Consider the following 22,595-nt stretch of genomic DNA (forward strand, 5'->3'; position numbering starts at 1 on the left):
TTACTCATCCATAAGGTCGGAGAACTCCGGACACAGCTGTCTAAAGTCCTCCCCTCGACGCTCATCAAGAATTTTTGTAAACCTTCTAAACTCCGGCAACAGGTGAGTTTTGTCCTCACTGTTCATATAGCGACAAAAATGATTCCAGCTGCGTTGAACCTTTTTAAAGGCGTGGGGCTTCTCCCATAGCAGATCCATGACAATTTTTTTCTTTTCCTTTGGGAGAACGGTAATTGATAGGTGATCTGGAATATGGGCGTGAGTTGGATTGAACCAACTGTATTCATTAAATGGTACATTATAGTATTCGTTAACTGCCGAAATCCACCAGTCTGTGAGCTCCACAACGTTAAGAATGTTATAGACGGTGATTGTTGATCTTAGACCCACCCGTGCATCAAACTCCCGATGAAGCTGTAGAAAATCTTTGGTGATCTTTTCCACTGTTTCCCATTTTGATGGATTTCTCTGATATTCAATAAACTTCCCTGTACCATCTAAGCTCACGGCAAATTCGACGTACTTAAACTGTTTCCATAACTCAATCAGTTCGTGATCAGGAGCCACCATCAAGTTTGTGGAATAATTGAGATGAATTTTCTTGGTGTCGAGCTTCTTTATGGCCTCTTTGAGGATATCTTTGTATTCCTTTATAAGCAGCGGCTCTCCGCCTGTGAATTTAATATGCCTCAAGGACGGAACCAAAACGTTGTCCAGATTCAAATCAGGGGTTTTTTGGAGAGCGTAGGTGGGATCGTCCTCTCCGTAAAGCGCAATAAAATCCTCCCTCATCTTGGCCGACAATAAGGGAAAGCACATGCGACACTTCAAGTTGCACAGGTTGCTTGTGGCAAACTCAATCCACCTTAGCTCTACGACCTCCGGATCAACCCCGTCCATGATCTGCTTGTACCCATTGTATATCTGCCGGATGCTGGCATCCTTCTGTGCGTCCTCCTCTTCAAAACACTTGGCACAGCCTGGATCGCGAGTTCCCGAGTCCATGCTGGCGCGAAGGGTCTGCATAACCTCATGCTGCTTTAAAAGATAATCCACACTATGATCCGATACATTGAAATCAGCTGGTCGATCCCTATAGCGAAACAAAAAGCGATTGCAGGGATAGACGATCCCCCCTGGTCGGATTTGCAGCTCCATGTGGGTCAGGCTACAATAAGTGTCAGCAAGCTTTTTGCCATTAATTTCCATTGGAAACCATCAGCTTTCTGTCGCGGCCAAGAAGGTCCGCTAGCTCGGGAAGGGCCGATGCCAAAGACTGACCCCTTAGTTCATCCAATTTGCAGTTGTAATCCACAAATCTATCGAAGTCCTGAGAATGGTCTTCTTTATTCATGAACTCAATCAACGAAGCGGCAAACTCATGGTAGGCCACAGCGACTCGGATAGACTGGGCATCACTTGCCGCTCGCTTTGTCAGGCGATCCCCTTCTGCTCTCAACAAATCCTGAATTCTGAGTTTAAGTTCAGATGGAAAGACTTGTACACTTAAGTACTTTGGGTCCTGAAGGATGAGCGGATTCAATATTTCTTTCCCCGGCGCCTTCAAGGTATTTTCAATATGGAAATCCATTCGCCATTCATAGATTTTTCCCAGAGACAGGATATTGAGGGCCTGAACGCAGGGTTGAATCCAGACCTCGACTGGGTTACCCATATCACATATTTGTCGAAGATTTTTCTCTACAGTTTCCCATCTACTAGGAAACCGGATGTAGTCATTTACAGAACCAACACCGTCAAAACTGGCACTAACCCCCACTCTCTTAAAATGAGGCCACAGTTCAAGTGCCCTTTGTGGTAGCACGGTTAGATTTGAGGCCATTTCAATGACTACCTCTCCGGCCCGACCGGATTGAATGATCCTCTCCAGAATCTTAAAATGGTCTTCTATAAGAAGTGGCTCTCCGCCAGAAATATAAATGTAGCGAATTCCGTCCAGTTCCGGCAAAAGCCGTTCCCAAGATGTCCGGTCTAGTGGCCAGTCGTAAGATACATTCGTCGTCGCCCATTCGCCGTCCGTGCCCCTATAAATTTCAATTTCCTTACCATACTCCGGATAGTTATTGCCCCAGAGACTGACAAAATCAGCATACCAGGCTGATGAAAATCTCGGATGACACATACGACATTTCAAGTTGCACTTGTTTCCGAGGCGAAGCTCCATCCCCAACAAAGGATGCTGGGGCTCATTTAGGTGGCCACCCGAACTCGTTTGTTGGCGACACTGCTCTTCATTAAGGGCTCGCGACCATCTTCTAACCTCCGTCTGTCTCCTCGATGTCATGCCTGCCTCTTCCTCCGCACGACAATTTAGGCATGATTCAGGCCACTGACTATTAAGAAACTGACTTCGCATCTGACAGAGGTCTGCAGACCTGCGGAAAGAATTTACCTCGTGTGTCTTTATATTCATGGTGCTTCCGTCCTCAGAGCGGACGACTGCTTTGGCCTGGACCTGATGACAACAAACGCGGTAGTCGCCATTTGTGCGCACATATTGAAACATCCAGGGCATCGGACACCAAGTAGACATCCCACTATTGTGACTCACCGGACATCGACGGTCCATACCTGGATATGCTGCCTTGCGGTGACTGTCGGGACCATTAACGCTGCATATCTGGAGTGGTGATCAGATGGGTTGCATCCGCTTGCTCACAGACTGGCCTTGTCTTACAAAAGGCCTAGAACGGATAATGATCGGAATGAAATTGCCTATGTTTGTCATGCTTTTGGGTCTCTTTTTAGGTCTGGGAATCGAGGGAACCTATGCTCAGTCTCCTCCCGCCCGGGCAAAAAAGATCGTCGTCCTTGGTGACTCAATTGCCGATGGTTTTGGCGTGGATAAAGACAAGTCCTACCCAGCCATTTTGGAGTCCATGCTGAAAAAGAATGGGCATTCGCTAATCGTGGTAAACGCCGGAATTTCCGGGTCAACAACAGCTAGCGCCTTATCACGCCTCAAATGGCAACTGAGGCAAAAGCCGTATCTATTGATCATTGAGCTCGGTGGTAACGATGGGCTACGCGGTATCGCCGTCTCATCTTCGAAAAGCAACCTGAGTAAAACCATAAAATTAGCCAAAGAAAACGGTGTTAAAACTCTTATCACAGGCATGAGATTACCTGCCAATTACGGCGAGAAGTACCGCCGCGAGTTTGAGGAAATGTTTAGTCAGCTGGCGATCGAACACCAGGTCCCCCTTATGCCCTTCCTCCTAAAGGGCGTCGGCGGAAAGCCTGAATTCAATTTGCCTGATGGCATTCACCCAAATGAAAAGGGCCACAGCAAAATCGCGGAGAATCTGCTCCCATATGTCGAAAAAGAGTTGCAATGATTGAGGTTCAGAATCTGTCCAAAAGATATAAACAAGGTCCTACCACCGTTGAGGCTCTCGCCAATGTGAGCTTCGGCCTGGAAATTGGAGAGACGCTCGCCATCGTCGGACCATCTGGTAGCGGCAAAACAACCCTGCTGAGTCTACTTGCCGGTCTTGAATCGGCGACTGACGGCTCAGTTAGAATCCATGGTCAAAATCTTTTTAGCCTGTCCGAAAGAGACCTGAGCCTTTTTAGGGCCCGCAACATTGGTATTGTCTTTCAGCAGTTCCATTTGATGCCCCACCTCACCGCTGTCGAGAACGTGAGTCTGCCTCTTGAGATCCAGGGTGATCCCAAGTCATCCGAAAAGGGAATTGAGGCACTTCGATCAGTGGGCCTCGAACACCGAAAAGACCATCTACCAAGTGAACTCAGTGGAGGCGAATGCCAAAGAGTCGCAATAGCTCGAGCAATTGCCGTCGAACCAACTGTTCTTTTGGCCGATGAGCCGAGTGGCAACTTAGATACCGATACCGGCAATAAAGTGATGGATCTTATCTTCGAATTGGTCGCAAAAAAAAAGGTGACCCTAATTCTAGTGACACATGATCCCGAGTTGGCCAAGCGCTGTGGCAAACATATTTCTCTTCTTGGTGGAAGAATTCAATGAAGACCGCCATTCGCTGGGTGATCCGGGAGTTGAGGCTCCACAAACGCCTGAGCCTACTCTTTATTATCAACGTATCTCTTGGCCTGAGCGGGTTTATTGCTCTGGATAGCTTTCGTCATTCGATCGATCGCTCTTTAAGTGATCGATCTAGAGCTGTACTGGGTGCTGATTTTGGAATCTCCTCGCGCAAACCGATTCCTGAAAAAACCATGAAAGCCCTCGAAGAGTTGGCTGGGCAAGATAAGCCCCCCAGTCAGATGACTGAGCTTTACTCGATGGTGGCAACGACAAAAGGCGATTCCCGGCTTGCCCAAATTCGTGCGATTGACCCTTACTACCCTTTTTATGGTCACCTGGAATTGCGGCGAAGTGGTCTGGTCACCAGTGGAAAGGCAAGGGCCATTCACCATGGGCGCGTGGCCTGGGTATATCCCGAGATCCTACTACAAATGGATAGTAAGATTGGTGACACACTCAAAATTGGCCAATTAGATTTCGTTATTGATGATGTCATTGAGGAGGATGCCGCTGCGGGCATCTCCACCAGTATGGCTCCACGGATTTATATTGATTCAGAACATCTTTCCGAAACCCAACTCATCACATCCGAAAGCCTGGCCTGGTACTCCAGCTTATATCATTTCCCTCTAAAGTCGGATGACGAGCTAGATGAGCTTGAGCGACTACTACAAGGGCATCCCTCAACTCCCGAGGGTATTCGCGTCTACAGCCACCGTGGATCCAGTGAGCAACTCGGTCGTATGCTCAATTACCTGAGTGACTATTTGGGCCTTGTTGCTCTGGCAGCTCTTTTTCTTTCGGGTGTTGGTTCGGTGTTTCTTTTTCGCTCCTACTTTAACTCCAAGATCTACCAGATTGCGATCCTCCTGAGTTTAGGTATGACGCCCTTCAGAGCTATTATTATGGTTCTTACCCAGGTGGCGGTATTGGGGCTATTAGGAGCCCTGCCCTCTGTTGTTCTTGGCCTGATGATCGTTCCGGCGATCGCCCAAATTACCAAACAGCTCCTCCCCGTGGCGCTGGATGTTCACATACCCATGAGCTCTCCCTTATTGGCTCTTGCACTTGGATTTTTTGGCAGCATCATTGTTTGTTTTCCTATCGCCGTCCAGATCTTTAATCTGAAGCCCGCACTGTTGTTTCGAGGAGCAAACAAAGAAGGTGGTGTGAGTGGACGCGTCGCTCTTGCCGCCAGCCTGCCGGCTCTTTTTTCCTTTTGGGCACTGGCTGTCTGGCAGGCTCACTCATGGCTCGTTGGCTCCCTCTTTGTCGGGCTTTTTTTGGGAGCAGGCCTATTGTTGGCCGCCATTGGCTTTGCCTTGCTTCGACTCATTGACCACTCAGCTCACCAGTTGCCAAGACTTCCTCGACTTGCTTTGCGGGATCTTGCCCGACACCCGGTTCCGTCTTTAACCGGTTTTCTCGCGCTCGGCCTTGGTATTTTACTACTCAACCTGGTTCCCCAAATTCAAAAGAGCCTAGAAGGTGAGCTGGAGCACCCCGGTCAATCCCGATTACCAAGTCTATTTCTGTTTGATATCCAGGAGGAGCAGCTTTCCAAACTGGAGGAAATTGTTGAGAACAATGGAAGTCGCCTCCAGCAGGTCTCTCCCCTCGTGCGGGCTCGTCTGTCAAAAGTGAATGACCTGGAGTTTAAAAAAGAAACCTCTGGAAGTGGGTTTACGCGAGAGGAAGAAAGGGAGGCCAGATTTCGCAACAGAGGATTCAACCTCACCTACCGAGACCACCTGTCAGATTCGGAATCTATCATTTCCGGTCAAGATTTTTCAGGCCCCTATCAGAATGGTGCCGGCTTGGTTCCAGAGATTTCTCTGGAAAAGAGATTTGCGGATCGCCTAGGCCTGAAGGTTGGCGATGTCCTGACCTTTGATATTCAAAGCGTACCCATTTCTGGAAAGGTGATTAGCCTCCGATCTGTAAAGTGGACCAGTTTTCAACCAAATTTTTTCGTTCTCTTTCAGTCAGGAGTCCTCGATCCAGCGCCCAAAACCTTTTTGGCTACTCTCCCGGGAATGTCGATTGAGAAGAGGGCCTCGCTACAAAATAAAATTGTCGCAGCTCTCCCCAACGTCTCTTTGATCGATGTGTCCCGACTCGTCGCACGTCTATTGGCCATTACAAGACAAATGAGCTGGGCGCTTCAGTTTATGGCGTTCTTGTGTTTGGCTGCCGGATTTGTCGTTCTTTATTCTATTTCCAGCCATCAAATTCAGACTCGCAGATGGGAGATGAGTTTACTCAAGGTACTGGGTGGCGAAGAGAGCTTCGTCCGCCGTTTTTTTGTCGTTCAATTTGGAGTGATTGCTGCTGCCTCTGGATTTTTGGGCGTAGCCATTAGTCTTGGCGTCAGTCTGGCGCTTTCTCGCATACTATTTGATTCACTGTGGGTTTGGCAGTGGCAGATTCCTCTTTTGAGCTTGATTGGTTTGATTGCTCTGAGCTGGCTGGTAACAAGCCTCGCTTCACGCCGAATTCTGGCCCAAAAACCATCAGGATTGCTGAGAGAGGGGACTCCTTTATGATCAGACAAAACGTCATTGGCCTTATCGGCGGTATGAGTTGGGAGTCTTCGGCCGTTTATTATCGCTTACTCAACGAAGGAATCCGCTCTAGACTTGGCGGCCTTCATTCTGTTGACTGCATTCTTCGGTCCCTAGATTTTTCATTGATCGAGAAAATGCAGGCCCAGGGTGATTGGACCGGAGCGGCGTCTTTACTGGCTAAAGAGGCCAAATCTATCGAAGACTTTGGCGCTCAAGGGCTAGTCTTGTGTACAAATACCATGCACAAGGTGGCCGCCGCCATTCAGTCCGCCTGCCAGATCCCTTTCCTACATATTGCCGATGCCGTCGGTAAGGCTCTTGTTCGCGCCAATGTTGGACAAGTTCTGCTTACCGGAACACGCTTCACCATGGAGGAGGGCTTTTACAGAGATTATCTGCAAACGGGCTTTGATTTGCGTGTATCCGTGCCCTCAACTTCGGAGCGGCAAGAAATTAACCGCATCATTTATCAAGAGCTTTGCCTCGGACAGACAAGAGAAGAGTCCAAGCATTTTTTCTGTGATGTCATCTCCAAGGCCGCTAATCACGGAGATCAGGGGGTGATTCTCGGATGTACGGAACTACAAATGCTCACCGGCCATGCAACTACGGCAATTCCTATATTTGACTCCACTTCCCTTCACGTAGAGCACATTCTTGATTGGATGCTCGACTGACGGCGATCGCCAACCTGCTTCTTGAATACCTCCCCAGAACCTGATTTAATCCTTTAGTTGTCGCAAAGGAGATCTCATGAGCTACTATTTTTCTAAGTCCGTAACTTGTTCCTTTGATCAAGCGATTGAAAACGTCACAGGCCTGTTGGCCGAACAGGGATTCGGTGTACTTACCGAGATTGACGTACAAGCGACCTTAAAGAAAAAACTCGACGTTGATTTCTACAAGTACAGAATTCTTGGTGCCTGTAATCCGAATTTCGCATACCAGGCTCTGCAGAAGGAAGACAAAATTGGCACCATGCTCCCCTGTAATGTCATTGTTCAGCAAAAGGTCGAAAACGGACCTGTTGAAGTGACGGCCGTGGACCCCGTCGCCTCAATGGCTTCAGTGAAAAACGATGGGCTTGGCCAAGTGGCTCAAGAGGTTCAAAGTCGCTTACAGCTGGTGATTGAAAAGCTGAAATAGGGGAGAATTACCCTTCTCCCCCATAGGCGACTCCACAGTTCATTTGCACATTGGATACAAAAGGGGAGCCTGAAGGAATCAACCAGACATTCATCAGGGAGTTTCCGGTGGTCCGCTCAATAAGAGTCTTGAGCCTGAGCAACTGGTGAGGGGCTGAGCTTATGGAGCTCGCTGATTTGATTTCTGTGGCCACGATGTCGATTGGCAGGCCATCCAGGTCGATGAGGTGATCAACCGAAAAACTGACCTGTTCCATCAATGTCCAGTTCTTCCAGTACTCAATCTGAGCCCGAAACTTATCTCCAACGGGTACAACTTCAAAGGTGATAAAAGCCGAGGGGGCACCACTGGATTGGTAACAATAGATTTTGTCCACCTGGCGATCAGCCACCGAGGCATGGGCCAGCGAACCGGCCAGTGCCATCGCCAGAAACCCAAATAAAATCCTGTACCCTTTTCCGAAACTCAATCCAATTCCCCCACCCAATGACTCAGTCATGGCCCCCTCCCGAAGGAAACCAGCCCGGCTACTTAGACTTTCATCCAGCGATAAGGCTGTCAAGGCGCCCTCTTGCCCATGGAAATCTCTGGGTTTTGCGATGCGTTAAGGTGTTGGGTGCTGGTGCCCTAATCTCGATTTGGCCCTGAATTTCGCCGGCAAAATGCCGATAGGAATAGGACCGAGAATTTTCCCAAAGGTGGAGAACTCATTGAGACAGTGGATTCGCAAACTCATCGATCAGTTCGACTTTGAGTGGGGAGAGCAACATACCCACGAAGAACGTGCCGCCCCATCAATCAACGATGATCGTGCCACCTTGTTGTTTGTTATCGACACCTTTAACAAACACCTCGTTGAAATCGAAAACAAGCCGGTACGCAAGGTCCGACAAATCCTTGATGAGTTCGCACGTGAATTGATTGATCCTGCAAAGATAGACAGCGAAAGAGTGCTTTTTCGATTTCGACAGTTCTTCTCCAGCTATCGGATAGACGAGTACACCTACATCCTGAAAACCTTCGATGAGTTCCGCGCCATCATTTGGGATTTTGTTGACCAGCTCAGTGAAGATCTCACTGAAGCGCAACAGGCAGACGTGGAAATCAAACAGAGCCTCCACTGTCTGCGAGAAGCCGTTGAGGCCAACTCAATCGACGATCTGAAGCGCCAATCGCGGGCCTTTATTGATAACTATATCGAGTACCAAACTCGTCGGGATAGCAGTCGATCACGCCGTATGGAGTCCCTACAGAAAAATCTGGACGTAGTTAAGAAAAAGCTCGTTCAGGCCAACCAAAATATGGCCACGGACCATTTGACCGGGGCCTTCAATCGCCGCAGCTTTGATGAAAAACTCATGGAACATTGGAAGCTCGCCAGCATTTCTCAGAAACCGATTTCACTAATGATTCTGGACATCGATCACTTCAAACGAATCAATGATACATTTGGACATGCCACTGGCGATTATGTTCTGCAGGAGTTCGTTAAGATTCTTCACGAACTCTTTGCTCGAAACTCTGATTTCGTTGCCCGAATTGGCGGCGAGGAGTTTGCAATCATTCTGCCCGACTACCAACTAGAACATGCAATCAAAAAGGCTGACTCCACCTTGGACCGAATCAGGCACGATGTTCTTGTCCAGGACGGCCACGAAATTCGCTTCACTTCTTCCATGGGTATCGCTCAATTGGAACCTGGGGAGTCCGCTGAAGCGTGGATGAAACGAGCGGACAAGGCCCTGTATCATGCCAAGAACACAGGTCGTGACCGCTTCTCGATCGCCAACTCGGACGACTCCATCCACGCAGCCTAGTACCGGCAAATGTGAGGATTCCCTCATAATTTCAAAAACCTTCTATTCGGTTTAACAGCCGTTTGAAAGTTCGACGCCTGCCCAACTAGTTGGGTTTTTGCCCCTCAATTTACGTGTCAGGAATTTGTAATCACTTGATTGGACTCTAATCTTTCAACCCCGGTTAAAGCCGCTCTCGGGCTGGTCCCCTGCTTGCAGGTGGGAGAACCACAATTTCCTGAACCTGAAAGGAGGAAATAAAGAAACACATGAAAAGAGAACAAGCCCGAAGGGTCTATACCCTCGCACTATTAACGGGAATACTTCTCAAGGGTCAAATAGCTGGAGCGACCCTCTCTCCAGCTGGGTTAAACGGGGAATCTCAAACCACGAACATCGAATGGCGCAAGGATAACTGGGTAACACGATATATACCCCAGAATGATTTCCTTTACAGCGACATTCATCCAAGCAGGTATCTTGAGCGGTTTTCTTCATTTGTCCGTCTACCACAACAGTCCTGCTCCGCAAAAAGCAAACATGCGCCCATTTTAGTAGCCGTTATTGACACTGGCATAGACACCGAACACCCTGCCCTTCAGAATCAATTATGGACAAACCCTGGAGAAACCGGAATCGACCTTGATGGAAATGACCGGTCTCGAAACGGAATTGATGATGATAACAATGGCTATGTGGATGACGTACACGGCTGGAACTTTGTTGGAAACAATGCGGAGCTAAAAGATCGTCATGGCCACGGAACTCACATTTCAGGTATCATCGTCGCCAACCCGCAAAACGGTCGACCATCGCCATCGCCTTGCCCGCAACCAATACGTCTGATGGTCTTGAAGTACTTTGACCCGAGCGACTCCATGGAGTTCAACCTACGCAACACCGTACTCGCCATCCGCTACGCCACCCGAATGGGTGCTCAGATCATCAACTACTCAGCTGGCGGCCCCATGCGCAACTACCTAGAGGAAAAATCCATAAGGGACGCGGAACGCCGGGGGATTCTGTTTGTCGCCGCTGCCGGCAATGACAACAATGATGTGGACCAAAAAGGCTTCTTTCCAGCGAGCTATGGTTTGTCCAACATTTTGTCGGTGACCGCCACAGGAGCCAATGATCTTCTCCTCGCAGGTAGCAATTTCGGCCGACTGCGCGTGGATCTCGCAGCTCCGGGACAAGACATCTATTCCAGTCTTCCTGAAAACCGCTACGGTCCCATGTCCGGAACCTCTCAGGCAACCGCCTTTGTGACCCGCATGGCAGCTCATGCTTATCTAATTAGTAAGGAGAAACCAAAGCCCGAACGACTAAGGCAAATGCTCCTCCGCCGAGGAATACGAGATCGGCGGCTGGCGGGAAAGACCCGCTACCAGGTGCGCCTGCGCGAGACTAGAATCGCTGCGGGAACAAAGGCCAAGGTTGAACCCTTGGCCTTTTCTTTTTCTGAACCCACCGGAGGTACACCAACGTCCAATAAACCCTCCCTTTAACCTCCATACTCCCACTCACCTACCCATCACCTCGGGTTGCCTTCGGGCAACCCGTCTTTCGGTGGCAGAGTGGTTATCGCTCATCCTTTAGGGTTTTTCGGGCCTCGGCAATCGCTTCTTCCATGGCAACCTCAAAGAGACTACCCTCCATCTTGAGTTTTACAGGAGCCGAAACATGGTAGGCGACGTCAAACTCAAAACCCGGCCCCTTATACTCGGCCTTCTCCTGGCTCAGACTTTTGAGAAAGCCCTCTAGGCCAACCTGCTGAAGTGGGGTTAACTTGGAAACCGACCAAATAGCATCATCACCGCTTTGGTAAACCTGAACTTCGGGCTTTGGACCATACCTCTCTAAGGATTCCACAAGCGCTCTGCGAACACCCCTGATGCGATCTTCCATGGCTTTCGTAGTCGCATCAAACGTGGATTCAAGCTGGCCTAGGTAGGCCCCTCTCATCACCCAACGATCAAGTGCTTTATATCCTGTAAACCCCAGATTTCTGACATCTGTAATGAAAACATAGTCTGCATTGCTAGAGTTAACCTTGAAAACACGCCTTTCCAACTCCCAACTTCCTCGAAAGCGACCAAAGGGCTCGGCTTTTCGATAGTTAACAAACTCTTCTAAGGAACGGGGCAACTGGGACGCATCTGCATGGGGAAGATACTCGGCACTGCGCAAAATATCCAAATATGTTAGCGCCACTTCGTAAAGGTGACTGAGCCGCAGCGAATTGAGCCAGGACGACATTGCTTCCATTCCATTTGGCTTGGCTGTGGCATTTCGCAGGTACTGAAGTAAGTCATCAATTGAAAGGCCCCTCTTGGATAGGCCATCAACCAGTTGCCGCCTTATAGAAGAGGCAAAATTGGAAAAGGCTATTTCATTGGCCAGGGCCGCGCGGGGAATACGCCTGGTATTTTGCAAGCTTAAGTTCAAAGAGGCAATTCCCTTACTCTTTCCTTCAGATAAAGAAACATTCTCCCGCAAAAACTTTGGCCAATTGAAGTCCCGACCAGTCGCAATCGCGAGACCAGCCACGTCTTCCGCGACCTTCTCAATGACGGGCTCAAGGACATCCGAACGAAACACATTTAGATCGGCCGGAAACCATACAAACAGTCTCTTAAAGTTACTGAATACGATTCCCCTTCCAGGATAATAATTCTGCAATCTCTGATGAAGTCTGATTTTGAATGCCTCAAGAAACATTTCGGTCTGGGAAATCCCCAATATCGACTCATTGAGATTCTTAATGTTTCGAATCTCAACCCCGACGACTCGATCACCAGCCTTGTGGGTGCGCCAGTAGCCTCGCGCATTCTGCCCCTGTTGACTTTGAATGGAAAAGACCTCACCAAGACTTGCGCCGATAGCAGGTATATTCTTATCGCCTAATATGATTTCAGAAGAAGAAAAACGAAAGGATTGCTCGCGAGGGGTGTTGCCAAACAAAATCGTGCGAAACCCCGCCCGAACCCACGATCGGCAGTCGCCTGCGCCCCAGCTCTTCCCGGAGCAAACTACAAATAGACTCCCTATCAATGGGAGAATGACCCAGCGCCTAACTATACCCATTTTGCCACCTGCGGTTGTAGCAGCAATACCCCTGCCTCTCCGAGGCCCAATCTAGACGCCAATGAGACCCTGCCGATGGTAAAAAAGAAAGGGGGAAGCCGAAAAAGGGAAGTGGCTGGATTTACTCGGTTTCCCTATCTCCAGCCTTCCCTTTTGTCCCCTAGTTGGTGAGTCCTATCGGTTTGAACAGACGTAGCCCTCGCCCAGCTCAATCAATCCGTTGGTATCAAGTTTTCCGCCAGGAAAGGTGGCCCCGAGGTGAGCTGCCACAAAGGTTCTGCCATTCATGGAAAGATAGGTGAACACACCGTAGCCGTTAGGCTCACCGTTTACAAATTTCATTAGAGTCGTACTGCCATCAGGGGACTGAATGGTCTCCTGGTGGATCAGCCGAAAGGTCGCCACTTGCCCCGTAGGTGATACCGATCGCGACAGCTCATACCAGGAATGAACAGGACCACCTGGCGCGGACGTTGAAAAGTGATCAAGAGACCAGGCAGGACCATTCATCACAGAGCTGCAACTAAACACTGGCATGTGGAGGCCTGTTGCCAAAGCCATCTGACCCATGGCTACAGTAGCAAACAAAGAAATTAACACTTTTTTCATAAAAAACTCCTCTTCTCTAAAAACAACCAACCCTCACTGGGCACTGGATATTCCTGGCACATTCAACTTGCTCAGAAAAGAACTGTGGGACATTTAAAAACTTTTCGTTGAAAAGAGAACTGTTACCCCTTCCATTTTGGAAGCAAATGAATAAAGGGAATGGTCCAGTTTGCCACCCACCCTTGCCCCCCAGTGAACCGAATGCCATAATTAGGCGCAGCATGAACACACAAGGCGCGTTGGCGAATCCGGATCATATTATCCTCATTTCTGAGGCCGTACCCCAGAATATCTGCCGAAAAACAATCGAACTGTTTGAGAACGACTCCAAGGTGAAGCCAGGCCTCGTCTATGATGCCAATGGCGGGCTTGTCGAGAGTGCCGATAAAAAGAGCCTAGAGCTGGTTATTGATCACCAAGACTCTCAATGGGAACCCATTCATCAAGCTTTGCGGCAGGCCATCGTGCAAGGGGTAGTGGAATATATCAAAGATCGCCCCGGACTCCAGGTCGCTCCCCTACAGAATACGGCATTTAAAATCAAAAAGTATCTGCAGGGGCAGGGTGAGTTTACCTGGCACTTTGATGCCTTGTCGGCTGCTACCAGATCTCGACAACTGGCACTCATCATTTATCTCAATACAGTAACTGAAGGAGGGGAGACGGAGTTCTTTCACCAGGGAATCAAAATCAAACCCAAATGTGGAGACCTAGCTCTGTTTCCACCCTTTTGGACCCATATGCACTGCGGGCAAGTCCCTAAATCAGGTCCTAAGTTTATCATCACATCGTTTGTTGAATTCAAGGGCCTTTAGCTCGATTGCGCTCAAGGCCCAAGTTCGATCGACTATTCTTCAATTGCGACAGTGATTTTTCCAACGCTGACTTGGTAAACGTTAGAACCGATTGCACCAGTTCCAACCGCAGTCATGCTTTTGACCGAGTATGGAAATTTAGTGGCCGAGCGCCCACCCCTTACCGACTTATTGCCAGTGAAATCAATCAGCGACACATAGGGGCTCGCACTTATGTGTTCAAATGTTTGGAATCCAGCTTCCGCCATGATGGTCGCAAATGCTGCCTGGTGCACGCGCAGGCTGGAATTGTTAATGTAAGTGTAGGCTCCATACCAATCCTCATGAATTAAATCGAAATCATCGCCTTCACCAATGAGTCCCGCCAGAGAGTGAGTGCCTACCTCTAGCTTGACGTAATCATCAACTCTAAACTCCCATTCATTGTTATTCGCATCTTCACAGGATGACTCCAGAACGTTGGGAAGAATTTTGAATAAAACCTGGTGTTCGATTTGATCATCATAGTTGAGCACATTAACCGCTCTAATGGTTAATTCGGCACTTAAGCCGTCGTTGAGCTCGGCCAATTCCTGGATACAGTTGTGATTGACCGCATAAGCACTCGCCTGGGCGATCACTAAAGACAATATGCCTGCCAATATTTTCACTACTTCCTCCTTAAGGTAATTACTGTTGGTCTAACGTATTCTTTCAAATGTTTGTATGTCTTATTCAACATCCACCCTCGACAGCTGTCGCCCACCCACGACAACACCATTCCGGGCCACAGCTGCTCCTGACGACAGAATCGAGTGGCTCCACAGTTTTTGCCACTCGTGCTCAAGCAAAAGAAGTCGCCCTGCCCCAGATGTCGAGGCATCCTGACAATCACATCTTCAACTCCCTTTTCCATTCCAATCCTACTCTCCAAAGGAATATCTAGGTAATAGGATTGGCTCATATTGAAGAAGGTCTTATTGTTGGGATTTCCTTGATCCACCCCAGCCATGGATCCAATCCCAAGGTAAAAAGCCGCTAACAAAAGCAAGGTTTGTTGTATCTTTTTTCTCACCGACTACCGCCCGGCTTGATTTCAAAAAAAGACATTTGCAGCTGAAATGCTTTTGTCGAGTTTAGGTCCTCGAACTCATGCTCAATATCCCGCCTAAACTTCTCGAATCTTCTTTCGATTTCGGACATCCTTTTGGGGTCACATAGAAATGTTCGACCACCATGAATGCGCGTCTCAGCCGGTGAATGAAGAGATTCCGTCGCCGCCTCAAGAAGATGACGATGGGTTTGCGCCAACCATTTATTGTGAAGATAGCTACCCGTCTTGATACTCGGAGCCCGAGCCTTGACTTCACTTCCATCCCAAAGCCAGAGTCCACTCTGCAAGAGAACTTCCATGCGTCTGCGGATCTCCTCCTTGTCGACCTCGCCTCCGAACTCGCGGTGAATCCAGTCGACGTGGAACTTGAACTGTGTCGATTGAGCAAGAAGATATATTTTCAGGTTAATGAGATCCGATAGAATTTCGACATGATCGGCTGGCATTTGTTCGACGGATGAATCGGCCTTGCGAAGCATCACCAATCTATCTTGAAGATGCCGTTTCCTGAGGGAATTGTCAGTGGTCTCCAACTCAACAGCCGTCACCAGGCAATCCGTCTCTAAGTCGTTAAGGTCCAAACCAGCGGCAAAACGATAGGCGAAGTCGACAGACAGATTTCTCTTACCTTTTACAACTAGATTAAAATAAGAAGGTGACTGAATTCCCGCACGCTGCGCAAAATAACGAGCAGAAAACTGAGGCTTTAATCTCTTGAGAGTTTTGAACTTGTGGTTCAAAAACTCTCTATAGCCCTGAAAGTCAAAAAACGACCCTTGGCCCTCGGCCACCGATACCCCCACTCAATTCTTAGACACCCATGATTCTAGACACCACCAGGGGACGAGCGCAATCACCAGTGGACAAAAGCGTGCACGCTTGTGCACAAAAATTTTGCGCAGTGAAATCAAACAGATGTGCATGACGCCGGTCAAAAAAGTGGGCTAGAGTTTTCGTACCGATACTTCTACTGAGAAATCCGGGCGAGTGGTCACAGCCTCGATCTTGATATTGTTGTTTGGGTCAAATATCCCATCACCAGGGTTCACGAAGCCATCAAGTGAATCATAGAGTGAGTACTCGTGAACATCGTACTGGAGACTGTTCGGCCGGGAATCTAAAAGATAAGTGGTCACGCAGCGCCCGTTCAGAAAAAATCCTCCACGTACTTGAACACCAGACGGGTCCACGCTCGGCAAAACTTTCGATTTCGTACTGGTGATCTTGTTGTAGTGTTTGGCCAAATTGGCTTCCAGCTCACTTAATCTTCGATTAAACCCTCGGCTCGTTCGATTCTCCACATAGAGAGCAGAGATAGTCACCTGGTTGACGATTGGAATTGATGCCGCCAAGGAGATCTTTAGCGCCACCGTTCCCCTTCCGTCTTCATAGGGCGCAATGACAAATCGCCTTTCCTCTCCCGGCCGGATCTCATCCGAGTGAATTTCTTCCATTCTTCCTGCCATCCAACCCAAATACTCCTTATGGCAGGCCGCATGGTGAAGAGCCGATTTATAAAAACCCTCACCCCCCATAATCTGGAACATATCGGCAATTCCTTCCTGCTTACACCCCTTTGAGCTCGCCGACAGAGTTTGATTTCCACAGTCAAACAAATTGCCGTGTCCGCGGATACCAAGGCCATGTCCCAATTCATGAGCAATAACGGATGAAGTGATTCCTGTAAGATTCTGGTAGGGAAGCTGAGGATGAACAAATCGGTTGGCAAGGGCCGCAAATGACAGACTCACATGAATGCGTCCTTGAGGGGTTTCATAAGACTCTTTGCCAAACGTCGAGTGACCCAGGAAGTGACACTTTTCTGGTTGATTGTAGTAGAGGACAAGAAATCGATCATAATCAGAAAAACGAAAGTGAGGAGACAAAAACTCAAACAGGTCCGTATCGGAAATCTCACACTTCTCCGAGTCAGGGTAATCGTACCAACCCAGAGCCCGGCCCTCCAGATGGGTCAGACCATAAGAAGACTCTTGGATGAAGTTACTAACCGAGTAAGTGGCGTGAAAAATGGCCTCCTCTATCACCCGAGGCGAGGGGCGATTTGGATCGCGATCGAAGTCAATGAGGACCACCCCTAGGCGCTGTGGTCCCAAAACTGGTTCAATTACCGCATTGGCAATAACTGGAAAGCTGATACACAATAGAACTAGAGAAATGCCAAGGATGGCGCGAATCATGGATACCCCCAAAAATTACAAGTCAGTCCAATCATAGGTAACAAGGAATTTGGGAATCAAGAAAAGCTTACTGATTTTCGCTGGCGGAAAGGTGCACCATCAAGATCTCCTCCGGAGTGGCTGGAGATCTCAGGGGCAAAACATTCTTCCCATGACGGTAACGAAGGGCGTCTTTGACTGCCGTCCATACCGATGCGCTCAACAGGAAGGGTGGCTCTCCAACCGCTTTGGAGCGAGCTACGTTCTGAGTGTTCGAATCACTGGGAATCAACTCCACATTAAACTCCCTTGGCACATCCTGAACATTGGGAATCTTATAGGTCGTCGGTGAGTGCGTCAGCAACTCTCCCTTTTCGCTGGTCTTGAGGCACTCGGTCGTCACCCATCCCATTCCCTGAACAAAGGCTCCCGTCACCTGTCCTTCGTCAATACCAGGATTGATCGGTCTTCCCAAGTCCATGAGAATATCCGTTCTTAATACCTTCACCTGGCCCGTCCACTCGTCAACCTCGACTTCACTCGCCGCCACGCCGGTTGTGTAATAGGCAAATGCCTTCCCTTTGGACTTGGCCTTGTCAAAGGCGAGACCCTCGGTCTTGTAGTGGGCGTAATCATTAAGAGAGAGTCGATTACGATAGGCCAGACGGACGAGCTCCTCCCACTTCATATCCTTTTTGGAAGGCACATGAACGATGTGACCCTCACGAAATTCGAAGTCCGCCCGTCGCAAGGCCTTGCTATCGAAAGGGGGGCACTCATGGTTTTCACTAATCGGTGTTCCGGCGAGAATATTTTGATAAAGCCAACAAAGACGATCCAAAATCTTCTCACAGGCAAGCAGGGCGGCAGCCCCATTTATGTCTGAGCCACTGGATGCTGCTGTGGGTGAGGTGTTGGCATTTTTTTCCGTTGACGTTGCCATCACATTCACCCGACAAGGATCAAGGCCAAAAGAATGGGCGACAATCTGTTTAATCTTAGTGTTAACCCCCTGGCCCATCTCGGTCGCGCCTGTCGAGACCTGAACACTACCATCCAGGTGAACGTTCACCAAAGCATTACCCTGATTCAGAAACCGCGAAGTGAAAGCAATACCAAACTTGGTGGCTGTAACAGAAAGACCTCGAACCTTACCCACTGAATTTTGATTGAACTGATCAATCTCCTGGCGGCGCTTTCGATAGTGGCACTTGTCTGCAATAGACTTAAACAAATCTGGAAGAATGTTATTTGTCACAATTTGACCATAGTGAGTGCGGTTGCGTTCATCAACCCCATAACAGTTGAGTCGCCGAATCTCTAGAGCATCACTACCCAAAAATATTGCGATATCCTCACATATACTCTCAATAGTCATCAATCCCTGAGGTCCACCAAATCCACGAAAAGCTGTGTTGGATGGTGTATTGGTACAACAGACAAAACCCTCCAGGTGGACATTTTCCAAAAAATAGGCGCCATCGATATGAAAAAGGGCTCTGTCCAATATCGAAGGTGATAAATCCAGGTAGGCCCCGCCATCTGCATAGAGCTTCGCTTTAAGGCCCAGAATCCGACCCTCTTGATCAAACGCCACCTGGTAGTGGTTTTTGAAGGGATGCCTCTTCCCTGTCATCTTCATGTCATCATCTTTAGACAACACAACCCTGGCCGGTTCCTGAAAGATCTTGGCCACCAAGGCCGCCATAGCAGCAAAAGGGGCCGCTTGGCTTTCCTTGCCACCGAAGGCTCCACCCATTCGCTTCACTACACAAACCACTTGATGATGGCTAAGTCCCAAAGCCTCTGCCACCACCCTTTGGGTTTCTGCTGGGTGTTGGGAACTGGCATGAACTTCAATCTGACCACCCTCCTGCGGATAAGCCACACTCGCCTGAGACTCCAAATAAAAGTGGTCCTGCCCTCCGCACTCGAACACGCCACTCAGATGATGAGCGGCATCAGCAAATGCTTGATCCACATTACCACTGACAAAGGGATTTGCCGTGTACAGAAATCGTCTCTGTTCAATAGCCTGATCCAATTTCAGGATAGGGTCTGTCTGTTCAATATCAAATTGCACAAGCCTGCCTGCGCGATCTAAAGCCTCATGAGTTTCACCCACCAATAAGACTGCTGGCTCTCCGAAGTAGCCGATCTCCTCATCAACCAAAATGGGTTGATCTTCAACAATGCTTCCCCATCTGTTATGGGACAAATGTTTCGCCGAGCAAAAGCCGCGAATTCCGGGAACCCTTAGAGCTGAGGAAACATCATATGACTTCAGTCTTCCTGATGGGGCAGGGACTCCGACTGGGAGGACCAAAAGCTCCCCCTGATGTCTTGGTCGATCATCGATAAAAACACTTTCGCCAGTGACGTGACTTCTAGCGGAATCATGGGGAATGTTCTGACCAAGACTCATTCCATGACCTCTTGCTTAAGTTCGGTAAAACATTTCACAAACAGATTTTCCGTTACCCGCCTTCGGTAACTTTCGGACGCCCGCAAATCAGAAATTGGCTTTATTTTTAGACTCGCTTGTTTTCCAACCTGCTCAAAACTTGAGAGAGAAAAACTCTCCCCCGCCAACTCATTTTCCAACTGCGAAAGACGCACGACCATTGGTCCCACGCCACCAAGAGCAATACGTGCCTCAAGAATCCTAGAATCATTGATTTTGAACAATCCGGCGAATGTCACCGATGAAATATCCAAATCCTTTCTCAGCGACACCTTGAAAAACTTGGCCTTCCATTCTTTTCCTGGCTTTGGGATCATGATACCCGTGCAAATCTCCTCAGGGCGAATATCCATTTTTTTATAGCCCTTATAGAAATCCCCAAGACTCACCCACCTCTCACCTTCCGCAGATATCAGGCACAACCGAGCCTCTAGGACCATTAGCCCCGGGATAGAATCACCAATCGGTGAGCCATTGAGAACATTGCCAACCAGGGTTCCCTGATTCTTGATTTGCGGAGAAGCAAATATGCGCAAAAGACGGCTCATTTCTGGGATGACGGCCTCGAGTTCCCGCTCCGTCGTCGACAGATCAACCATCGAACCGATCCACACCCCATCGTCTCGCACCTGAAAATCGGTCAGCTCCGGAATGCGATTAAGAACAATGGCCTCATCTAAATACTGCCTACCCTTGTTATGGATAACTCCCAGATCAGTCGCACCTGAGACCAGCCGGACATGAGGGCGGTCCTGCTTGATGTCAATGACCCCCTCAATGGTCGTTGGGATCCACAGTTTTTTATCAGCCAAATCAATTTCCACGCTTTGCCTATCCAAATAGCGAAAGCGCTCTATCATTTCGTCTCCCTGATAGCGAAGACTCAATGGAACCCACTGAGTGAGATCGATGGCCTCCGCCGCCTTAAGAATCGGCTCATAGCCCGTGCATCGACACAAGTTCCCTGTCAGGTAGTTTTGCGCCCGCCGACGATCAATCTTTTTTCCCTGTCGCTGGCTAGTTTCGGCCAAATGGCCCAATGAACAAACAATCCCCGGTGTGCAGTATCCGCACTGTCCACCGTGATGGACCATCATCTTCTCCTGGACGTCACTCAAGTCTCCGTTATGTGCCAAACCCTCAACTGTCACGATGGAGCAAAGATCAAACAAATAGACGGGAGCGATGCAGGAGTTGACCGCCTTAAATTCGGACCAGTTCCCGCCGCGATAGGCACTTACCAAGACCGTACAGGCACCACAGTCCCCCTCAGCACAAACGATTTTTGTCCCCTCCAGGCCAACCTGATAACGAAGAAACTGGGCCAGGTTCAAAAACGCGTTGCCGCCACCAACCTCATGGCGAACACCATTGAGATAAAAGGTAACAAGGTTGCGATCTGCCGAACAAGCCATATTAAATTGCTCCCACAGAAGTACTTTCATTACAACTGGTATTCGGTTATCGTTTGGACATGTGGATCTACCTGATTTTACCCATCATGACCGGCGTCTCAATTGTCCTGCAAGGTGGCCTTAACCGGGCCTCTGCAGACCAAATGGGCTTACTCTCGGCAGTGCTATTAAACGCCCTTGTGTTTTTGGTCCTGGCTACGACTCTTTGGGCCCTGGCCCGGTTTGGCATCTTGTCCCTCCCGGAGCAAATGGGCGCAGGGTCGTTTCGTAGCCTACAGTTGTGGCAACTGTGGCCAGGGTTGTTCGGCTTCTTGATTGTACTGCTCGTCCCATGGTCGATTATGCACTTGGGGGCTGGATTGACATTTTCTCTGGTCATTGCCACCCAACTCATTGTGAGTATTCTTTGGGACAGTTTGCGTGGCCATGGGTTGCCGGGAACCGGAATGTGGATAGGCATTGCCCTGGTTCTGGCTGGCGCCATTCTGATTCTGCGTTCTTCCAATGTAACCAATTAAATATTGCGTTGCATTGGTTTGGCTACAAATCCACCGACGTGATATTTTAGCCCGTTGAGAAGTTAGGCAAAGGGGGAAGCTTTGTTCGGTGGAAAATGGATCTGGATATTCATCGGTTTGGTGATTGTTGGCGGATTGGCAACTGCCGGTTGGTTATTCAGAGGCAAGAATGCCTATGAATTCGTACAACCAAAGAGGGGAGATATCACCGAAGCCATTTACGGCCTCGGAAAGGTCAAGACCTACAAGAAGTACGACGTTAAAATTGGCGTAATGAGCACGGTTGAAAAGATCTATGCTCGTGAGGGCGACGTGGTTCACAAGGGACAACCTCTTATTCGCTTCTCTGAGTCGCTAATGTTCAACTCCCCAATCGACGGCACCGTTACCTTTCTTGGAGCCGACGTGGCGGAAGCCGTTGCTCCACAAATGGCCATCATGACCGTAAAGGACCTCTCCGATCGTTACATCGAGGTGTCCCTGGAACAGCAAGGAGCGCTTCGCGTCCGTAAGGGTCAGGCTGCTGATGTGATTTTTGAAAGCCTGCGTGGGGACAAGCTGCGCGGACAAGTCAAAGCGCTTTACCCAAAGAATGATGAGTTCCTCGCCCACATTGAAGTCGAAGGATTGATGGAAAATGTTCTCCCCGGGATGACGGCCGACGTTTCGATTACAGTCGGCACCAATCAAGATGTATTACTCGTACCTATCAGTTCACTGATCAACGGCCACGTCACCGTATTGCGGCAGGGCGATAAAACAAAAATCCCTGTGAAAGTCGGAGGCATCGACGGCAAGTGGGCTGAAATTATTGAGGGCGATATAAAGGACAACGACAAAGTGATGATGAAGAGGTCGGTACAATAAGGGAGAAATGG

The 22,595-nt window shown here is 49.0% G+C and carries 21 protein-coding genes; 10 read left to right on the forward strand and 11 right to left on the reverse strand.

Going from position 1 to position 22,595, the window contains the following annotated elements; translation table 11 throughout:
- Together H6624_12195 and H6624_12200 are read right to left on the reverse strand one after the other, a co-directional pair.
- Entirely contained in the window at window positions 1-1,209 is a 1,209-nt protein-coding gene (locus H6624_12195; protein MCB9085103.1) for a radical SAM protein, read from the reverse strand.
- Window positions 1,199-2,554 (reverse strand): radical SAM protein, encoded by a 1,356-nt coding sequence (locus H6624_12200; protein ID MCB9085104.1) that lies wholly within the window; start codon window positions 2,552-2,554, stop codon window positions 1,199-1,201. The genes H6624_12195 and H6624_12200 overlap by 11 nt, the downstream gene beginning before the upstream one ends.
- A gap of 193 nt (window positions 2,555-2,747) precedes the next feature.
- Here H6624_12200 and H6624_12205 point away from each other — a divergent pair, with 193 nt between their 5' ends.
- From H6624_12205 to H6624_12225, 5 genes are all read left to right on the forward strand, one after another.
- Entirely contained in the window at window positions 2,748-3,359 is a 612-nt protein-coding gene (locus tag H6624_12205) for an arylesterase (GenBank protein ID MCB9085105.1), read from the forward strand.
- Window positions 3,356-4,012: an ABC transporter ATP-binding protein gene (locus H6624_12210; GenBank protein MCB9085106.1), complete on the forward strand. Its 657-nt coding sequence runs from the start codon at window positions 3,356-3,358 to the stop codon at window positions 4,010-4,012. Before H6624_12205 ends, H6624_12210 begins: the two co-directional genes overlap by 4 nt.
- Window positions 4,009-6,576: a hypothetical protein gene (locus H6624_12215; protein ID MCB9085107.1), complete on the forward strand. Its 2,568-nt coding sequence runs from the start codon at window positions 4,009-4,011 to the stop codon at window positions 6,574-6,576. The genes H6624_12210 and H6624_12215 overlap by 4 nt, the downstream gene beginning before the upstream one ends.
- The gene (locus tag H6624_12220) at window positions 6,573-7,274 is read left to right on the forward strand and encodes an amino acid racemase (protein MCB9085108.1); all 702 of its coding nucleotides are present in this window, start codon (window positions 6,573-6,575) and stop codon (window positions 7,272-7,274) included. The genes H6624_12215 and H6624_12220 overlap by 4 nt, the downstream gene beginning before the upstream one ends.
- 76 nt (window positions 7,275-7,350) lie before the next feature.
- Window positions 7,351-7,743, forward strand: a complete 393-nt coding sequence (locus H6624_12225; GenBank protein MCB9085109.1) for a DUF302 domain-containing protein — start codon at window positions 7,351-7,353, stop codon at window positions 7,741-7,743.
- 7 nt (window positions 7,744-7,750) lie between these two features.
- On the opposite strand, the gene H6624_12230 is transcribed toward H6624_12225, so the two are convergent.
- Window positions 7,751-8,242 carry a hypothetical protein gene (locus H6624_12230; GenBank protein ID MCB9085110.1) on the reverse strand — a complete coding sequence of 164 codons (492 nt, stop codon included), beginning with the start codon at window positions 8,240-8,242 and terminating at the stop codon, window positions 7,751-7,753.
- 211 nt (window positions 8,243-8,453) lie between these two features.
- On the opposite strand from H6624_12230, the gene H6624_12235 reads away from it, so the two are divergent.
- The gene (locus tag H6624_12235; GenBank protein ID MCB9085111.1) at window positions 8,454-9,560 is read left to right on the forward strand and encodes a GGDEF domain-containing protein; all 1,107 of its coding nucleotides are present in this window, start codon (window positions 8,454-8,456) and stop codon (window positions 9,558-9,560) included.
- Window positions 9,561-9,808: 248 nt separating this feature from the next.
- Window positions 9,809-11,047 carry a S8 family serine peptidase gene (locus tag H6624_12240; GenBank protein ID MCB9085112.1) on the forward strand — a complete coding sequence of 413 codons (1,239 nt, stop codon included), beginning with the start codon at window positions 9,809-9,811 and terminating at the stop codon, window positions 11,045-11,047.
- A 73-nt stretch (window positions 11,048-11,120) separates the two neighbouring features.
- Here H6624_12240 and H6624_12245 read toward each other — a convergent pair whose 3' ends face one another.
- Window positions 11,121-12,626, reverse strand: coding sequence for a hypothetical protein (locus tag H6624_12245; protein MCB9085113.1), 1,506 nt, complete (start codon window positions 12,624-12,626; stop codon window positions 11,121-11,123).
- 174 nt (window positions 12,627-12,800) lie between these two features.
- Window positions 12,801-13,235, reverse strand: coding sequence for a hypothetical protein (locus tag H6624_12250; protein ID MCB9085114.1), 435 nt, complete (start codon window positions 13,233-13,235; stop codon window positions 12,801-12,803).
- Between the two features lie 221 nt (window positions 13,236-13,456).
- On the opposite strand from H6624_12250, the gene H6624_12255 reads away from it, so the two are divergent.
- Window positions 13,457-14,050: a 2OG-Fe(II) oxygenase gene (locus H6624_12255; protein MCB9085115.1), complete on the forward strand. Its 594-nt coding sequence runs from the start codon at window positions 13,457-13,459 to the stop codon at window positions 14,048-14,050.
- A gap of 32 nt (window positions 14,051-14,082) precedes the next feature.
- Here H6624_12255 and H6624_12260 read toward each other — a convergent pair whose 3' ends face one another.
- From H6624_12260 to H6624_12285, 6 genes are all read right to left on the reverse strand, one after another.
- Window positions 14,083-14,700, reverse strand: a complete 618-nt coding sequence (locus tag H6624_12260; GenBank protein ID MCB9085116.1) for a hypothetical protein — start codon at window positions 14,698-14,700, stop codon at window positions 14,083-14,085.
- A complete protein-coding gene (locus H6624_12265) occupies window positions 14,700-15,104 on the reverse strand; it encodes a hypothetical protein (GenBank protein ID MCB9085117.1) in 405 nt (134 codons plus the stop codon). The genes H6624_12260 and H6624_12265 overlap by 1 nt, the downstream gene beginning before the upstream one ends.
- On the reverse strand, window positions 15,101-15,934 hold the full coding sequence (locus H6624_12270) for a TIGR02147 family protein (GenBank protein ID MCB9085118.1): 834 nt from the start codon (window positions 15,932-15,934) through the stop codon (window positions 15,101-15,103). The genes H6624_12265 and H6624_12270 overlap by 4 nt, the downstream gene beginning before the upstream one ends.
- Window positions 15,935-16,087: 153 nt before the next feature.
- Complete coding sequence (locus H6624_12275) at window positions 16,088-17,341, reverse strand: hypothetical protein (protein ID MCB9085119.1); 1,254 nt, start codon at window positions 17,339-17,341, stop codon at window positions 16,088-16,090.
- Between the two features lie 67 nt (window positions 17,342-17,408).
- Window positions 17,409-19,745 (reverse strand): molybdopterin-dependent oxidoreductase, encoded by a 2,337-nt coding sequence (locus H6624_12280; GenBank protein MCB9085120.1) that lies wholly within the window; start codon window positions 19,743-19,745, stop codon window positions 17,409-17,411.
- The gene (locus H6624_12285; GenBank protein MCB9085121.1) at window positions 19,742-21,199 is read right to left on the reverse strand and encodes an FAD binding domain-containing protein; all 1,458 of its coding nucleotides are present in this window, start codon (window positions 21,197-21,199) and stop codon (window positions 19,742-19,744) included. The genes H6624_12280 and H6624_12285 overlap by 4 nt, the downstream gene beginning before the upstream one ends.
- Window positions 21,200-21,252: 53 nt before the next feature.
- Between H6624_12285 and H6624_12290 the strand changes: the two genes are divergently transcribed.
- Both H6624_12290 and H6624_12295 read left to right on the forward strand, forming a co-directional pair.
- Window positions 21,253-21,717 (forward strand): DMT family transporter, encoded by a 465-nt coding sequence (locus H6624_12290; protein ID MCB9085122.1) that lies wholly within the window; start codon window positions 21,253-21,255, stop codon window positions 21,715-21,717.
- A gap of 81 nt (window positions 21,718-21,798) precedes the next feature.
- A complete protein-coding gene (locus H6624_12295) occupies window positions 21,799-22,584 on the forward strand; it encodes an efflux RND transporter periplasmic adaptor subunit (GenBank protein ID MCB9085123.1) in 786 nt (261 codons plus the stop codon).
- The last annotated feature ends 11 nt before the right edge of the window (window positions 22,585-22,595 follow it).

This window comes from Pseudobdellovibrionaceae bacterium, assembly GCA_020635075.1.
Lineage (GTDB): Bacteria > Bdellovibrionota > Bdellovibrionia > Bdellovibrionales > UBA1609 > JADZEO01.

Excerpts from the sequence above, each read along its gene's own strand:
- H6624_12220 (MCB9085108.1), top strand. The coding sequence starts at position 6,573 with ATGATCAGACAAAACGTCATTGGCCTTATCGGCGGTATGAGTTGGGAG.
- H6624_12280 (MCB9085120.1), bottom strand. The coding sequence starts at position 19,745 with ATGAGTCTTGGTCAGAACATTCCCCATGATTCCGCTAGAAGTCACGTC.
- H6624_12210 (MCB9085106.1), top strand. The coding sequence starts at position 3,356 with ATGATTGAGGTTCAGAATCTGTCCAAAAGATATAAACAAGGTCCTACC.
- H6624_12240 (MCB9085112.1), top strand. The coding sequence starts at position 9,809 with ATGAAAAGAGAACAAGCCCGAAGGGTCTATACCCTCGCACTATTAACG.
- H6624_12195 (MCB9085103.1), bottom strand. The coding sequence starts at position 1,209 with ATGGAAATTAATGGCAAAAAGCTTGCTGACACTTATTGTAGCCTGACC.
- H6624_12200 (MCB9085104.1), bottom strand. The coding sequence starts at position 2,554 with ATGTCTACTTGGTGTCCGATGCCCTGGATGTTTCAATATGTGCGCACA.
- H6624_12215 (MCB9085107.1), top strand. The coding sequence starts at position 4,009 with ATGAAGACCGCCATTCGCTGGGTGATCCGGGAGTTGAGGCTCCACAAA.
- H6624_12250 (MCB9085114.1), bottom strand. The coding sequence starts at position 13,235 with ATGAAAAAAGTGTTAATTTCTTTGTTTGCTACTGTAGCCATGGGTCAG.
- H6624_12225 (MCB9085109.1), top strand. The coding sequence starts at position 7,351 with ATGAGCTACTATTTTTCTAAGTCCGTAACTTGTTCCTTTGATCAAGCG.
- H6624_12275 (MCB9085119.1), bottom strand. The coding sequence starts at position 17,341 with ATGATTCGCGCCATCCTTGGCATTTCTCTAGTTCTATTGTGTATCAGC.
- H6624_12255 (MCB9085115.1), top strand. The coding sequence starts at position 13,457 with ATGAACACACAAGGCGCGTTGGCGAATCCGGATCATATTATCCTCATT.
- H6624_12205 (MCB9085105.1), top strand. The coding sequence starts at position 2,748 with ATGCTTTTGGGTCTCTTTTTAGGTCTGGGAATCGAGGGAACCTATGCT.
- H6624_12245 (MCB9085113.1), bottom strand. The coding sequence starts at position 12,626 with ATGGGTATAGTTAGGCGCTGGGTCATTCTCCCATTGATAGGGAGTCTA.
- H6624_12285 (MCB9085121.1), bottom strand. The coding sequence starts at position 21,199 with ATGGCTTGTTCGGCAGATCGCAACCTTGTTACCTTTTATCTCAATGGT.
- H6624_12230 (MCB9085110.1), bottom strand. The coding sequence starts at position 8,242 with ATGACTGAGTCATTGGGTGGGGGAATTGGATTGAGTTTCGGAAAAGGG.